Annotated in this window: 17 protein-coding genes; 8 read left to right on the plus strand and 9 right to left on the minus strand. The window is 62.4% G+C overall.

The window, feature by feature from the left end; translation table 11 throughout:
• Window positions 1–9: 9 nt before the first annotated feature.
• The 3 genes from JQS30_RS12655 to JQS30_RS12665 all read left to right on the plus strand — a co-directional run bounded on the left by JQS30_RS12655 (window position 10) and on the right by JQS30_RS12665 (window position 2,637).
• The gene (locus JQS30_RS12655; RefSeq protein ID WP_213170611.1) at window positions 10–666 is read left to right on the plus strand and encodes a phosphotransferase; all 657 of its coding nucleotides are present in this window, start codon (window positions 10–12) and stop codon (window positions 664–666) included.
• 491 nt (window positions 667–1,157) lie between these two features.
• Complete coding sequence (locus JQS30_RS12660) at window positions 1,158–1,976, plus strand: hypothetical protein (protein WP_213170612.1); 819 nt, start codon at window positions 1,158–1,160, stop codon at window positions 1,974–1,976.
• A 112-nt stretch (window positions 1,977–2,088) separates the two neighbouring features.
• Window positions 2,089–2,637, plus strand: a complete 549-nt coding sequence (locus tag JQS30_RS12665; RefSeq protein ID WP_213170613.1) for a GNAT family N-acetyltransferase — start codon at window positions 2,089–2,091, stop codon at window positions 2,635–2,637.
• A gap of 163 nt (window positions 2,638–2,800) precedes the next feature.
• Here JQS30_RS12665 and JQS30_RS12670 read toward each other — a convergent pair whose 3' ends face one another.
• On the minus strand, window positions 2,801–3,196 hold the full coding sequence (locus JQS30_RS12670) for a RidA family protein (RefSeq protein ID WP_213170614.1): 396 nt from the start codon (window positions 3,194–3,196) through the stop codon (window positions 2,801–2,803).
• A 121-nt stretch (window positions 3,197–3,317) separates the two neighbouring features.
• Between JQS30_RS12670 and JQS30_RS12675 the strand changes: the two genes are divergently transcribed.
• Window positions 3,318–4,286, plus strand: coding sequence for a helix-turn-helix transcriptional regulator (locus tag JQS30_RS12675; protein WP_213170615.1), 969 nt, complete (start codon window positions 3,318–3,320; stop codon window positions 4,284–4,286).
• Window positions 4,287–4,509: 223 nt separating this feature from the next.
• Entirely contained in the window at window positions 4,510–5,091 is a 582-nt protein-coding gene (locus tag JQS30_RS12680) for a dihydrofolate reductase family protein (protein WP_213170616.1), read from the plus strand.
• Between the two features lie 128 nt (window positions 5,092–5,219).
• Here JQS30_RS12680 and JQS30_RS12685 read toward each other — a convergent pair whose 3' ends face one another.
• The 7 genes from JQS30_RS12685 to JQS30_RS12715 all read right to left on the minus strand — a co-directional run bounded on the left by JQS30_RS12685 (window position 5,220) and on the right by JQS30_RS12715 (window position 10,436).
• Entirely contained in the window at window positions 5,220–5,567 is a 348-nt protein-coding gene (locus JQS30_RS12685) for a nuclear transport factor 2 family protein (RefSeq protein WP_213170617.1), read from the minus strand.
• 117 nt (window positions 5,568–5,684) lie between these two features.
• Window positions 5,685–6,503, minus strand: a complete 819-nt coding sequence (locus JQS30_RS12690) for a MerR family transcriptional regulator (protein ID WP_213170618.1) — start codon at window positions 6,501–6,503, stop codon at window positions 5,685–5,687.
• 55 nt (window positions 6,504–6,558) lie between these two features.
• Window positions 6,559–7,047: a VOC family protein gene (locus tag JQS30_RS12695; RefSeq protein ID WP_213170619.1), complete on the minus strand. Its 489-nt coding sequence runs from the start codon at window positions 7,045–7,047 to the stop codon at window positions 6,559–6,561.
• Between the two features lie 117 nt (window positions 7,048–7,164).
• Window positions 7,165–7,641 (minus strand): GNAT family N-acetyltransferase, encoded by a 477-nt coding sequence (locus tag JQS30_RS12700; protein ID WP_246497911.1) that lies wholly within the window; start codon window positions 7,639–7,641, stop codon window positions 7,165–7,167.
• A gap of 38 nt (window positions 7,642–7,679) precedes the next feature.
• The gene (locus tag JQS30_RS12705; protein WP_213170620.1) at window positions 7,680–8,516 is read right to left on the minus strand and encodes a phosphotransferase family protein; all 837 of its coding nucleotides are present in this window, start codon (window positions 8,514–8,516) and stop codon (window positions 7,680–7,682) included.
• Window positions 8,517–8,535: 19 nt separating this feature from the next.
• Complete coding sequence (locus JQS30_RS12710; RefSeq protein ID WP_213170621.1) at window positions 8,536–9,075, minus strand: GNAT family N-acetyltransferase; 540 nt, start codon at window positions 9,073–9,075, stop codon at window positions 8,536–8,538.
• 44 nt (window positions 9,076–9,119) lie between these two features.
• Window positions 9,120–10,436 (minus strand): alpha-hydroxy-acid oxidizing protein, encoded by a 1,317-nt coding sequence (locus JQS30_RS12715; RefSeq protein WP_246497912.1) that lies wholly within the window; start codon window positions 10,434–10,436, stop codon window positions 9,120–9,122.
• 154 nt (window positions 10,437–10,590) lie between these two features.
• On the opposite strand from JQS30_RS12715, the gene JQS30_RS12720 reads away from it, so the two are divergent.
• The 3 genes from JQS30_RS12720 (at window position 10,591) to JQS30_RS12730 (ending at window position 12,875) form a co-directional block, all read left to right on the plus strand.
• Window positions 10,591–11,391, plus strand: coding sequence for a GyrI-like domain-containing protein (locus JQS30_RS12720; protein WP_213170623.1), 801 nt, complete (start codon window positions 10,591–10,593; stop codon window positions 11,389–11,391).
• 154 nt (window positions 11,392–11,545) lie between these two features.
• Window positions 11,546–12,115, plus strand: a complete 570-nt coding sequence (locus JQS30_RS12725; protein WP_213170624.1) for a VOC family protein — start codon at window positions 11,546–11,548, stop codon at window positions 12,113–12,115.
• A gap of 175 nt (window positions 12,116–12,290) precedes the next feature.
• Window positions 12,291–12,875 (plus strand): GNAT family N-acetyltransferase, encoded by a 585-nt coding sequence (locus JQS30_RS12730; RefSeq protein ID WP_213170625.1) that lies wholly within the window; start codon window positions 12,291–12,293, stop codon window positions 12,873–12,875.
• Between the two features lie 76 nt (window positions 12,876–12,951).
• Here the strand turns inward: JQS30_RS12730 and JQS30_RS12735 are convergent, their stop codons facing one another.
• Window positions 12,952–13,317, minus strand: coding sequence for a hypothetical protein (locus JQS30_RS12735; protein WP_213170626.1), 366 nt, complete (start codon window positions 13,315–13,317; stop codon window positions 12,952–12,954).
• Window positions 13,318–13,521 lie beyond the last annotated feature (204 nt).

Below are 13,521 nucleotides of genomic sequence, written 5' to 3' on the forward strand. Positions count from 1 at the left end.
TCCTGAAGTATGCCCGCTACCACTGACGCTCGCGGCCGGTCGGCGGACCACCTTTCGGCAGCGGCAACGACCTTGCCCAGCGCCATGGGTGGGTTCACACGTGGGCACCTGGCTCCTACGGACGTTGGGCGTGGGCTGGACGTGCCGGTACCGATGGGGCGAGACTCTCAAGGGCGGATTGTCACGGAGTTCGTTGACGGGGTTGTCGCGAGTGACGGTCGGCCCCTGACTCATGCCCAGCTGCGACAGGTCGAAGGGACGGTCAGGGCCATCCACGACGCGAATGAGGAGCTCGACGCCGCAGGCCTAGGGCTCGATCCTGCGCTCATACCGGTGTCCGCGCCCGACCTGGTATGCCTTGGGGACCTCACACCATGGAATCTCGTATTGAGGGAGCGATCGGTGTCTATCGATTGGAGTGGTGCTGCCGCGAGTACCCGGCTGTGGGACCTTGCGTACTCCGCGCAGGCGTACACGCTCAACGATGCGTCCCTCGATCCGGATGCGTCCGCACAGGCACTCCGCGCGTTCGTCGACGGATATCGTGCGGACGCCGAAGCGCGCAGCGCTCTTCCAGAGACGCTCGCGCAACGATCCTGGGCGATGGTCGAGTTGCTTCGAGATGATGATCGCGACGGCGTGGAACCTTGGGGACCATGTTCCTAGAGGGCCACGGCGAGCATTGGCCAGTGGCCGCTGAGTATGTGGAGCGTGGCAAGGATCTGTGGCACAACGCGATCCGGGTTCACGTGTGATGGCCTTCCCTGCCCGAACGCGGTGGAGTTTAGATTCAACGTCTAGCGTTATTGGCAAGCTTCGTAATTCGCTGGTCATGTGAGCAGATTGTTCGACTTCCCAAGCACCGAACGGATCTGGCGCAAGCGGCGAGGCAAGGACGTCAACCGAGTTTTGCAGCGGACAACCTTGCGAAAGTTGGAGTTGGTCCACGCTTCCACTGGCGTGGGGGACTTCGGATCCTTCCGGTGAATCGACCGTAGTGGTAGCCGGGCGATCGACATAGGCAGCACAGTATTCGCGTGAACGCTCAGTGTCCCATGTACTTCGTCGGGAATGAAGGAAGCGCAGTAGCTGCCTAACTCATCGATTACCTCTGACCTGGTCGAAGTGACCACGCTGGCGCGGGCGACAATACGCGTATGAGGCATATGTTGTCGCTGCGCGACTGGACGCGAGAGGACCTCTACGAGCTGTTCGAGCGCACGAGTGGCTATGTGGCGGAGGTTGGGAAGCAGTTCGACGGCGCCGTGGCGATGTTCTTCCCCGCGTCGAGTTTGCGTACCCGGTTCGCCTTCGAACGAGGTGCGGCGCAAATGGGACTCCAGCCGATCCTCTTCCCACCAGAGTGCCTCGACAAGCCGGAAGACCTGATCGATGTCGTCGGTTACCTCGCCCAATGGGCCAGTCTTGCCGTCGTGCGCCATCCGGACATCGCCGTGCTGGAACGCATGGCGGTCGCGAACGCGCTGCCGGTGGTAAACGCGATGACGGAGGTGAACCATCCGTGCGAGGTGCTTTCGGACTTGTACGCCTTGTCACGGGAGGTCAATGCGCTGGAGGTGCGCTACTTGTTCGTGGGCGCGGACGGGAACATCGCGAGGGCATGGTGGGAGGCCAGCCAAGCATTCGACCTCGACATCCGTCAAAGCTGCCCGGCTGCTCTCCGAGTTTCCGGTATGCCATGGGAGGAAGATCTACGCCAGGCGATCACGACAGCTGACGTGGTCATCACAGACGGGCCCGGAATCCATGCGGAGGAACTCACCGCTTACCGGATGACGGCGGCCCTCCTCGAGGGCGGGCCCAGCGGGATCCGGCTCGCGCCGTGCCCTCCATTCGTGAGAGGGAGGGAAGTTAGCGCGGATGCCATCGACCATCCGGCCTTCGTGGGATACGGCTTTAAGCGATACCTCAAGCCAGTGCAACAGGCCGTAATGTCCTTGGCAATTGCGCCGTAGGTTGCATCGGCCACAAACCGGTGGAGTTTGGACTCAACGTCTTGGGTTACTCGATAGACGACGTGACTTTGTCAAGCTCAAATCGCCTTGACTGGGTTGGGACAATGCGTTCATGACCCTCCCAACCCCAACCTTGGACACCGAGCGGTTGCTATTGCGTCCGTTCACCGACACCGACGCCGACGATCTCTTCGCGTTGCAAAGCGATGCCGACGTCGTGCGCTATTGGGACTCCCCACCATGGACCGATAGAGTATCGACCGTGCGGTTTTTGGCCAGTTGCGAAAAGATGGCCGCCGACGGCAGCGGTGCCCGCGTGGTGATCGAACGTAAATCTGACCAAGCTTTTGTCGGCTGGTGCACCTTCAACAGCTGGAATCCCACCTTTCGAAGCGCCTCTTTGGGCTATTGCCTCGCCCGGACGGCTTGGGGGCACGGCTATGCCACGGAGGCGGCGCGGGTGCTGCTCCAATGGGCCTTCGACACGCTCGACCTAAACCGGGTTCAGGCTGAAGCAGACACCCGTAACGTGGCCTCGGCCCGGGTGCTGGAGAAGCTCGGCTTCCTCCATGAGGGGACCTTGCGGGAGGACTGCATAGTCAATGGCGACGTGTCGGACTCTTGGGTGTACGGCCTGCTGCGGCGCGACTGGGCAGGCTAAACGTACGAGCCAGACTTCGCGATCTATCCGGTGCTAACGGCGATAAGGCGTACGGTCTCTAGGGTCGCCAAGATGATCTGTCGATGCCCTGAGCAGACGTCTCCCCAATGAGCTGTTGCTCGTGTCAGCCGAGCCGACACGAGCAACAAGAGTGGCCACGTCCTTAGGCGACGGCGGTTCCTTCGAGTTCGATCATTTGGCCGGGGATCGCCAGCCGATTCACCTCGAGCATGGTGGTCGTCGGGGCCACTCCTGCGGCCCCCAACCGCGACGCCAGTACCCCGTAGTGCGGGAACAGCGCGTCAACGTCAGTGGCGTAGACGTTGAGGCGCACCAGGTTCGCCAACGACATACCGGCCTCGGCGAGCACAGCTTCCAGGTTGTCCACTGCCAGCGCTAGCTGGGCGGCGATGTCTCCGTCGTGTTCGGGTTTCCCCTCCTTGCTCATGGCGGTCTGTCCCGAAATGTAGAGGGTCCGGGTCTGTCCGGTGACGACCTCGCCCTGGTTGAATCCCATCTCCAACGACCACGTCACCGGGTTGACTGCTGTACGTTCCATTGCCACTCCATTCGTTGCCAACGCCCGGCGGTCTGGTGGCCACCGTCTTCAACGTGAGCAAAAGCCAGTCTTCCAATAAATCACGACACCTTGTGTCATGTTTTTTGGTAAGAATGAGGCTATGCGTGCGGATCGGTTGGTCTCGCTGGTGCTGCTGCTGCGCCAGCGCGGCCGGATGACTGCGGACGAGCTGGCCGGTGAGCTGGAGGTGTCCGCTCGGACCGTACTGCGCGATATCGATTCTCTGTCGACGGCGGGTGTCCCGGTCTATGCCGATCGCGGGCGACATGGTGGGTTCTCGCTGCTACCTGGCTTTCGCACCGAACTCACTGGCTTGAATCATGAGGAGGCTTTGGCGCTTCTGACTGCTGGATCGGGGCGCGGTGAACAGGTCTTCGGCCTCAGCACCGCGCTGGCCTCAGCAATGCGCAAGGTGGTCGACGCCCTGCCCGAGGGGCATCGATCGAACCTTGACGAGGCCTCTATGCGGTTCCTGGTCGAGCCGGAAACCGATCTGCTGTCGCGACGTGAGGCTTCGGAGGAAGTGGCGGGTGCGGTGATGGCCCAGGTCCGACGGGCGGTACTCACTGGGCATAAGCTCCGTTTTCTCTACGCCGCGCCGGATAAGGAACCCCGCTGGCACACCGTTGACCCCATCGGTCTGGTCACTGTTCGCGGCCGGACCTACTTGCTGGCTACCAAATCCGATGCGGATCGCACCTATCGTCTGTCGCGCGTGTTGGAGGCCGAAGAGCTAAGTGAGCCTGCGGAACGTCGAGGGCAGGTTGACCTGGACCGCATCTGGGCCGAACGTAGCGCACGGTTTCTCTCTAAGAACCATCTTTCGGTGCTGGTGCGGGTCAACCCCACGCGGCAAGATGAGCTACTGAAAACAGCGCGGGCCGTCCGAGCCCAGGAGCGTGAGGCTGACGGCTGGGTTCGGCTGGAGGTAACCTTTGAAGATCTGCGGCACGCGGTTTGGGCGTTGTGGCAGCTTGACACCGATGCCGAGGTTCTCGCCCCCGATTCGTTGCGCTCCGCCTTGCGGGACCGGGCTGCCGCCCTTGTCTTCCGCTATGAGGGCTCCTGACTTTGGCTATGGCCGCGGGCTCTCTCGATGGGAAATGCGGCCGCCACTTCTAGGGGCAGCGCGGTCAGATGGTTTTTAGACTCGGTGGTTCGGGTGTTCCACGCACAGGACAGTCGTGAGTCGCCGCGACCGGGCACCTCAATGGAGAGCCTGCCGGGAGTGTCACCTTTTCAAGCTAGTCTCTTGATGTAACCAGCTCTAACTGACCCAAGAGGAGTCCATAATGGGCAAGCTTGTGGTGTGGAATGTCATTTCGGTCGATGGGTATTTCGAAGGAGACCAGCGGTGGGATCTGCGGCTCCATGAACATATCTGGGGTGAGGACTTGCGCCAGTTGAGTCTGCGAATCGGGCAAGAGGCGGGGCTACTCGTTTTCGGGCGGACCACCTATGAGGGGATGGCCTCTCATTGGTCGACCGACACGACCGAGTCGGAGATCGCCCAGTACATGAACGCCATTCCCAAGCTCGTGGCCTCCCGTACTCTGACCGATCCGCAGTGGAACAACACCGAGGCCACCTCAGACCCCATCGGAGATTTGCAGCGCCGCAAGCGACTGGACGACCGCCCCATTTACGTCTTCGGCAGCGCGAATCTGGTGGACTCTTTGCTTGCGGCCGATCTGGTCGACGAACTATTGCTCGGCGTCGCACCGGTGGTGCTTGGTTCCGGAACACCACATTTCAAACACGGTGCCGCTAAACGTCCGCTCAGTCTCATCGAGTCCCGCCCCCTTGATACTGGCGGCGTCCTGCTTCGCTATCGGGTCTCCCATGTGCCAGCCGCGTCAGCGTCCGACCAGTGACCATTACGGCCCTGGATGTAGCCGCATTGTGCGCATGTCGATGATCGGGCTGGAACGTTTGCCCTCAGGCGGCTGTTCCCCGGTCACCCGCTCCACACCGTTGGTTTCGGCGTTTGCGGGGCGCGAGGTTAGGCGTCTGCCGAGCCCTCTCGGTAGATCTTGGCGCGAGCAATCTTGCCGTCTACCACGTCAAAGACAGCGATGAGGGCGGCTGTGCGTTCGTTGCCCTCGTGCGTCCAAGTCTCGGTCATTTCAGCTGCGACCGTGTCGCCTCCGTCAATGATGCGGTGGAGGCGCAAGTGCGGGGTGAGGCCTTCCATCGCGGTGGTGAAGAACTCGCGCAGCTGCCCTTCGGGGACGGTGTATTGCCCGGTCACCCAGGTGGCGTCCGGGGTGAAGTCGACCAGTAGCGCCTCGGGATCTGCGGCGTTGAACGATGCGACGTGGCGGTGGATAAGTTCCTCGGATGTGCTCATGCGCCCATTATGTCAACGAATGCTCAGTCCGTCATATGGTTATTTTCCAGTGAGCACCGGCAACCCTCGTTCCATAGCCGATGGCCCGGCCGGGTTTGTTGCACAGCGTGCCGGCCGTCATTCCCAGGTCGCGCTGTCCGGATCTACTCCGTTAGCCTGCGCGTTTGCACGGATCACGTCATGAAACCACAGAGTGAGGCCCGGCCCCAACGCGTCGTAGTACTCCGTGTAGCCGGGCTCCTCGGCGAACATGTGCCCCAGGCACACCTGCATCGCGTGGGTGCAGTCGAAGTGGCGCGACATCATGGCCCGGTGTCGTTCGGCCAGCGCGTTCGCTTCCGCCGAACCGGGCGAGACATTGGCGCGCTTCGCCTCAACCAGATCGGCGTTGAACGCGTGGGACTCGGTGGCGATGATCTTCCAGTCCTCACGTGTCCGGTTGGCGGCGCGCTCGGCATACTGTTTCCACTGGGCGTTGCCGCCCCAGCGTTCCTCGGCCTGGTCCGCCCAGGCCGGGTCCCAGTCGTTGCCGAAGATCTCGACCTGTTCCTCGGGGCTCAGGCGGATGCCGGTGGCGGAAGCTTCCATCATGCGGTCGACCGCGCCGACCATGTCTTGCAAACGGGAGATGCGCTCGACCAGCTGCGAACGTTGTTTCCGCAGCTGGTCTTGCACGTCCGCGTTCGGGTCGTCTAGGACGTGTTTGATGTCGGCGAGGATGAAGCCCAGCTCGCGGTAGACCAGCACCCGGTGGATTCGGGCGACGTCCTCATCGGAGTACACGCGATACCCCGCCCACGTGCGGTTACTCGGACGCACCAACCCGATGTCGTCCCAGTGGTGCAAGGTTCGGACGCTGACGCCGACGAGCGCCGCCAACCGGCCAACCGTGAGCCGCTCAGTATCGGTCTCTGGCTGAAAGGGTTCCCGCCTCATCACCCGAATGTATCGCACCGGCGGGAAAACGACACGGTTCACAGCAGCTCGGCACTCACGTTCCAGGCAGGTCGATTCCCAGGTCGAGCAGGTTCTCCGCTTGCGGGCCTGCGGTGGGAAGCGGCAGCGCGGCCGTCATCACGACGCGCGCGCCTTCGGGTGTGGTGACGGTCAGCTCGACGGCGTTCCATGGCTTCTCGTCGGGGCCACTAGTGCATCCGGGTACGAGTTCTTCGCAGCGGGTGGCTATCTGGTCCAACTGGTTGTGGACGCAGGCAAAGCTCACGGTGGACGACGGCGTCTCTTCGACCTGGTCGGCGGGCACCAGCAGGACGTCCTGGAACGCCCAGCGGCGCAGATGGGTCAGCTGGGGGGCCGAGAACAGGTCGCCGAAGCCCAGCCCGCGGCACCAGAAGTCCTTCGACTGCTCGATATCGACGCTGGGGATGATCACGAACATCGGCATCAGGTAGAGCTCCCGGTAGATGTCGGGAGCGACCGCATTAGGGCCCGGGTCGGGGACCGGAGATGGGTAATGTTTCATGCTGACAGTCTTGGGCCTCCCGTTACGTGAGGGTCAAGACTGAATCGACCACATGAGACATAGCCCTCACCCGCACGGAGGCCGGGGCACTGAGGGCTCGAATAGCGGCGGGCGAGCTCAGTCGAGAGCGAGCTTCATGCCCACGTGGGAGGCGACAAAGCCCAGGCTTTCGTAAAAACGTCGCGCGTCTGGGCGCTGTGCGTCGGTGGTGAGCTGGACCAGCTTCGCACCCCTCTCCCGGCCATATTCGATGGCCCAGTGAAAAATGGCGGTGCCCAGGCCAGTGCCTCGCTCCGAACGAGCCACCCGCACCGCCTCGATCTGGAGGCGCAGCGCCGCCGCACGCGAGAGTCCGGGGATCAGGGTCAGCTGCATCGTGGCGACGACCTCTCCGTCTTCGTTTCGCACGGTCGCGAGGAACTGGGCCGCGTCGGCGTCGATGGCGGCAAAGGCTGCACGGTACGGGCTCAGGTCGTCAGACTCGCGCCCCGCGCCGAGCACATCGTCGCGCAGTAGGGCCACGATCGTCGGCACGTCATCTTCGCGTGCCCGCGTGACGGAAAAGGTGCGGTCTGCCAGCTTCAGTTCGTTCACATCGGCGATTCTGCCAGCGTCTCTTGGCCCCAGTTAATCTAGATCGCTCGAAGGAGACGTGCCGACCATGCATTAAGGCGCTGGCGTAGCAGTCGGGCCGTGATCTGGGGTCGTCCGATGCCAACATAGTTGGCCGCCCACGCCTCGACTGCGGGGTCGGCCTGCGCGGCCGCCTGCCGGTCCCACAGTTCAAGGTCCTTGACCGGCCCGCAGATGCGCTCGTACTCGGCTCGAAAGGACTCGGCCGCCGCGACGGAGCCAAGCAACACGAGGTCTTGCCGAAACCAAGCGAGGTCAACGGCTCGCGGCGCGTGGCGCGCGCCCGACCAGTCGACAACGCCCGTCAGCTTCCTCGCCTGCCAGAGTGTGTTTCCAATCCAGAGATCGTAGTGCGTCAGGACGCGTTCACTTGTGTCGAGGCGATCCCACTCGGCCTGGGCTGCCTGAGCGATCGGGCTGTCTCCGGGCGGGACTCGGGCGGGGGCTAGTCGAAGCCCAGATCCATCGAGTGCGTGTATGCGGGCGAGCATACGGGCCAGTGGAGCAGCCATGGCTTCTGGCGGAAGCTGGGGGTGCGGTGTTGATCCGGGGACACGCGTGGTGAGGACGACCGGCGAGGCCGCGCCAGCGACCGCGACGAGATGTGGAACGGCATCGCCCAAGGGTTCCAGGCGTTCTAGGATGCCGACCTCGTGCGTTGCTGCTGTGTCCTCTGGGGGAAAGACGCGGGCCACGTACTCGTCGACTCCATCGGAGACCAGGAACGTCCGAGCATGCTGTCCGCCCGCGAGCGAGTGGACCACCCGCAAGGGACGCCCTATCTGCGCCGATAGTTCGGCGAGGGACTCTTCAATATGTTCGCTGTTCAGAGCCATATCACTCAGCAAGGCCAGGTCAGGCCGTAGCTATCCAGTAGCGGAGCCTGCCATGGCGTTCGTCTTCGAGCGCTCCTCCGTTGGCCTCGATAGTGCGGCGCGACGCGATGTTGTCGTCCGAGCACGTCACCAGGACTTCTTCGATACCTAGGCCGGCGGCGTAGGCCAGGGAGGCGGCGAGGATCGCGGTGGCATGGCCCTTGCCGCGCTCACCGGGGCGCACCGAGTAGCCGATGTGGCCGCCCATCTCCAGCAGGAAGCCGTTGAGTTCGTGACGAATCGATGTGCGGCCAATCCAGCGGTCACCTTCGACCCACCACAGGGCCGAATGCGGAACCATGCTGGAGGACTCCGGTATCTCGGAGCGGTCGGAAAGCAGGTCGGCCACCAGCATCGTGAAACCGTCCTCAGTGGCCAGCAGGTCGCGAGTGTAGTCGATATTGCGAGAACTCCACGCCCCCATCAACTGGTCAGCCTCTTCCCCAGCAGCGGCAAAGTCGTCCCAGGACGAAAGGAAGGCAGCTTGATATGTCACGTCGGGGTCGGTCAGTGTTGGCATAGCTCAATTGTGTACGCCCCGCAGCGGGACACCAAACGGTTTTCTCACCCGGCGTCGGTGAGGCATTCGGCCGTAATGTTCTCCACATCCGAAACCCCGGCTAGGCCCATCGTGATGTCCAGCTCCGCGTTGAATCCGTCTAGAACCGCCGTAGCTCCCTCGGCTCCGCCCACCGCTAGACCGTAGGTATAGGAACGACCCAGGCCGACAATGTCGGCCCCCAGCGCCAGCGACCGAAACACGTCGGCTCCGCTACGGACTCCGCTGTCGAAGATGACCGGCACGGCGGAGTCGACCACCTTGGCGACGCCAGGCAGTGCGTCAATGGAGGCGATCGCACCATCGAGTTGCCGTCCACCGTGATTGGACACCCAGATCGCGTCCACGCCGCTGTCGAGGGCCTGCCGCGCGTCGTCTGGATGTTGGATTCCCTTGAGGATGATGGGCAACCGCGTGTGCTCCCGCAGGAAGCTCAAGTCGCTCCACGTGAGGTCGGGTCGCGAGAACTCCTCCTGAAAGGTCTCCACGGCCGCCCTGGGGTAGGGCGAACGCAGGTTCTCCCGGAAGTTCCCCGGGTAGCGCTTGGCCATGGTCATTAGCGCCCGCATCGCCTGCGGGGTCGGTCGCGGCGTCTCCTGCGGCTTAACCTCGGCAACACGGCGATCCACTAGGTCCTGAAAGACCGGGTCGGAGGTGTATTGGGCGATTCCCATGCCATGAGCAAATGGCAGGAAACCATGGTCGAGATCGCGGGTGCGCCAGCCGAGCATGTGCGTGTCGACGGTGACGGCGATGGCGGAGGCTCCCGCCTTCTCAGCTCGCCGCACGAAGCTCAACGCGAGGTCATCGTTGCGACTCCAGTACAACTGGAATATCCAGGGAGTGTCGCCCAGCTCCTCGGCGATGGCCTCCATGGGCACCGACGCTTGCGAGGAAACCGTCATAGGGGTACCGGTGGCGCGGGCGGCTCGCGCGGCGGCTAGGTCGGCATCGGGGTGTGCGACTTCCAGCACCCCGATCGGGCTCAACAGCAGTGGCGTGGGGAAGTCGATTCCGATGGCGGTGCTGCGCAGGTTCCGGTCCGAGACGTCGCGCAACATACGAGGGATGATGCGTCGCTTGCTAAACGAGGCGACATTGGCCGAGGCGGTACGTTCGGCCCCGGCCGCGCCCTGAATGTACCCCCAGCTGCGAGCGTCTACCGCTTTTTTCGCCGCGTTTTGCAACGCGACGGGGTTGGTGGGGGCGGCTTGGCGACGGCCGGACAGGCCCTCACGGTAGATCCGGCTCTGTACTGCTCGCCCCAGCGGCACCGCGGAGGTGGGTCGGGCTTGTTCGGGGGCTTGCGTTTCGTCTGCCACGTCGATGCCTACCTTCCTGGTCTGATTACCAGTGACGCTACCGCTTTTGGCTTTGCGGCGACAATTACTCCTAGGGGAGGCTAAGGGCGGGGCCATTGGGAGCGACGGCTACGGAGAAGCCCTCGAAGTCTGATATGCACCTTTAGAGTGATATATGCCTATTTTTTTGGCCTCTGGCATGGACCACCCCGTCAACGAAGATGGAAGTTCGACCAGAAAAGCGCGACGCGAATGCGTACGCGGACAGCGAATGTCGCAGCTTGTCGATACGGTGACAAGTACCGCTGAAGGCTGCGAGAATAATGAACAAGCTACGGAGAGGCTGGTGCGAAAGCGCGAATTCAAGGCCGCAGGAGGCGAAGTTTACACAGGTAAACGAGTCGACGAGAACGCCGAAAGTGTCTTTTGCACAAGCCTCGGAATAGGCGAGGAGAACACCGTGAGCGAACACCACTTTTTCAATGACGCTCCACATATAAAACCGCGCATTATCGAAACCGACGACTTTCCCACCGTCGTGGTGGCCAACTCACAGCTCGCCATGGCCGAAATGCCGCTATTTATGGACGAATCGTTCAACGCCATCATCCGCATTCTCGAAGAGAACGACATCAACCCCATCGGTCCCGCTTTCGCCTTGCACCGTCGCATCCCCGACCAGACCGCAGACTTCGAGGTGGGCTTCCCTGTCGACAAGGAACTCATCGACGAGGTCCTCATCTCCGATCAGCTCAGTGTCAGCCCCTCCACGCTGCCAGGCAACCGAATCGCCACTGTCTCCTATATCGGGGCCTACGACGGGCTGCCAGACGCCTGGGGTTCCTTCATGGACTGGGTCACCGGAAACGGCCACTCCCCCGACTTGCCCTTTTGGGAGTTCTACGTGACCGAGCCGACGCCCGATGTCGAACCGTCGGCCCTCCGAACCGATCTGTACGTTCCCTTGGCCGACTGAAAGGCCCAGCGTCCTCAGTCGACTTTTGTCCACTATCAACTTGGCTACAATCGGCGAAGCCCGAAAGAACCTGGCACGATCAGCTGAGGAAACCACGATGACAGAACTGACACACACCCACATCAGCCAACAAGCACCCTCGTAGCGCTACCTGTTGGGCGGTATCGAGATTCAGGGGCGCGCCAAGAGCTACGCAGACGCGGTGAACTTTGCCGCCTCTGTTGGGAAGCTGGCCGATAAGCACGACCTCGAAGCGGAGATTTGCCTGCGCACACCGACCGTTCACCTGCGACTAGCCGCGTCCATGCGCGCCGGGGTCCATCCCGAACACATCGAGCTGGCCAAAGCCATTGAGGACCTAGAGGCAGCGGCAGACGTGCCCCTAGAGGCAGCTTCTGTCAGCACAATGGAAATCGCCATCGACGCGGTTGACATTCCCAAGGTGAAAGCGTTCTGGATGGCACTCATGGGCTATGAATCCATCGGCCCCTTCAGCCTGATCGACCCCAATCGGGGCCTACCATCGGTGTGGTTCCAGCAAGCCGACCAAGCCCGAAGCCAACGCAACAACATTCACTTCGATATCCACCTCAGCCCCGAACAGCTCCAGCCCCGCATTGAGGCTGCCCTCAATGCGGGTGGCACCCTGCTGAGCGATCTCAAGGGAACCGATGGTGGGGAAGTTCGTTCCGCCGCCCCGCTGGCATCGGCTACTGCGTACTAGCCGACCCCGAAGGCAATGAAGTCTGCCTGTGCCTAAATCAGCGCGGTGCCACGTAAGGAAGACATCCGCCTCCGCCGTCGGGCCACTGTGGTACCCAAACCTGAAAACGGGTTGCCGGTCCACTGTGAACGGCATAGGTGCCACCAAGTTCTCTCTACTTGCACACGAGGTATCCATGAGCCCTAAGACGACGGCACTCAACACCGACATTGACCCTTTTCCATACTCCACAGAGCGTCTCATTCTGCGCCGGTTCGGCCCACCAGACGCAGACGATGTGTTCTCCTACCGACAGCTCCCCGAGGTCGCCAAATACCTCTACCTGATCCAGCCGTGGACCCGCGAGACGACCGCGCAAGACCTCTCCATTCAAGCAAAGGCAACATTCGCCGCCGACAATGACGACTTGCAATTGGCCGTAACCCGCCCCGAGGATCCCCGCGTCATCGGGGAAGTGCGGCTGCGCATAGAAAGCATCGCCGCAGGCCAAGTCGAGATCGGCTACATCTTCCACCCTGAATTCCAAGGGCGAGGGTACGCCACAGAGGCCGCCACAGCGCTGCTAAGGCTGGCATTTGACACCTACGGCTTCCACCGGGCCTATGCCCGCCTCGACGAAGAAAATCGCGGCTCGGTCGCGCTGTGTCGGCGCTTGGGGATGCGCCAAGAGGCCCGCCTAGTCGAGAACGACATACGGGATGGGGTGCGGGGCACAGAGCTGATTTTCGGGATGCTCGCCTCCGAGTGGCACAGTCGCTAAACAGGCAATGACAGCCGGGGCCGTCTCATAGATGGGGTGATGGCACAGCGCGCGCAGAGGTGGTGGCAGCGGACTCCTACACGGCGCGTTTGAACCAACGTCCCAAACGCGAGCCTTGACGAGGTAGCGAAGCCTCATGGTCGCCAAAGGCGTCCCCGGCAATCACCCGGTAGGCGTCTTCGACCCGCCCCGCGAAAGTCACGTCGTTGGCGTTGACTCCATCTGGGCGGCTCAGCTCGATCAACGTCACCCCGGATTGGCGCGTGACGTCGGGCCGAACTCCTAGAGTGTCCGACACAATCTTGATGCGTTCTTTGAGAGCCGCGTGTTGGCTCTCGTCGATGGGTAGCTCTCGGCACAGCCGGGTGTCGTCATTGACCCAGCCTCGCAGCTGTTGCAGCGCGTCGTCCAGCACCTTGTCACCTTGTTCGTGGTTGGCCATCTTTACAACATCGGCAGTGGCACATGAATCTGGCGCCCATAACGACCCGACGTAGAGTCGAGGTCGTGACCAGCTCCGCCGGTGGCGGTGAATCCGCGCCGAGGAGCAAGCCTCCATGGAGGCATTCGGTATCTCACGAAGTAGAATCGATACTGGGTCGATTGTCTATCGCGCTCGCAGATGAGCCCTGTTTGTCATCTGTTC

The organism is Natronoglycomyces albus (assembly GCF_016925535.1).
Lineage (GTDB): Bacteria > Actinomycetota > Actinomycetes > Mycobacteriales > Micromonosporaceae > Natronoglycomyces > Natronoglycomyces albus.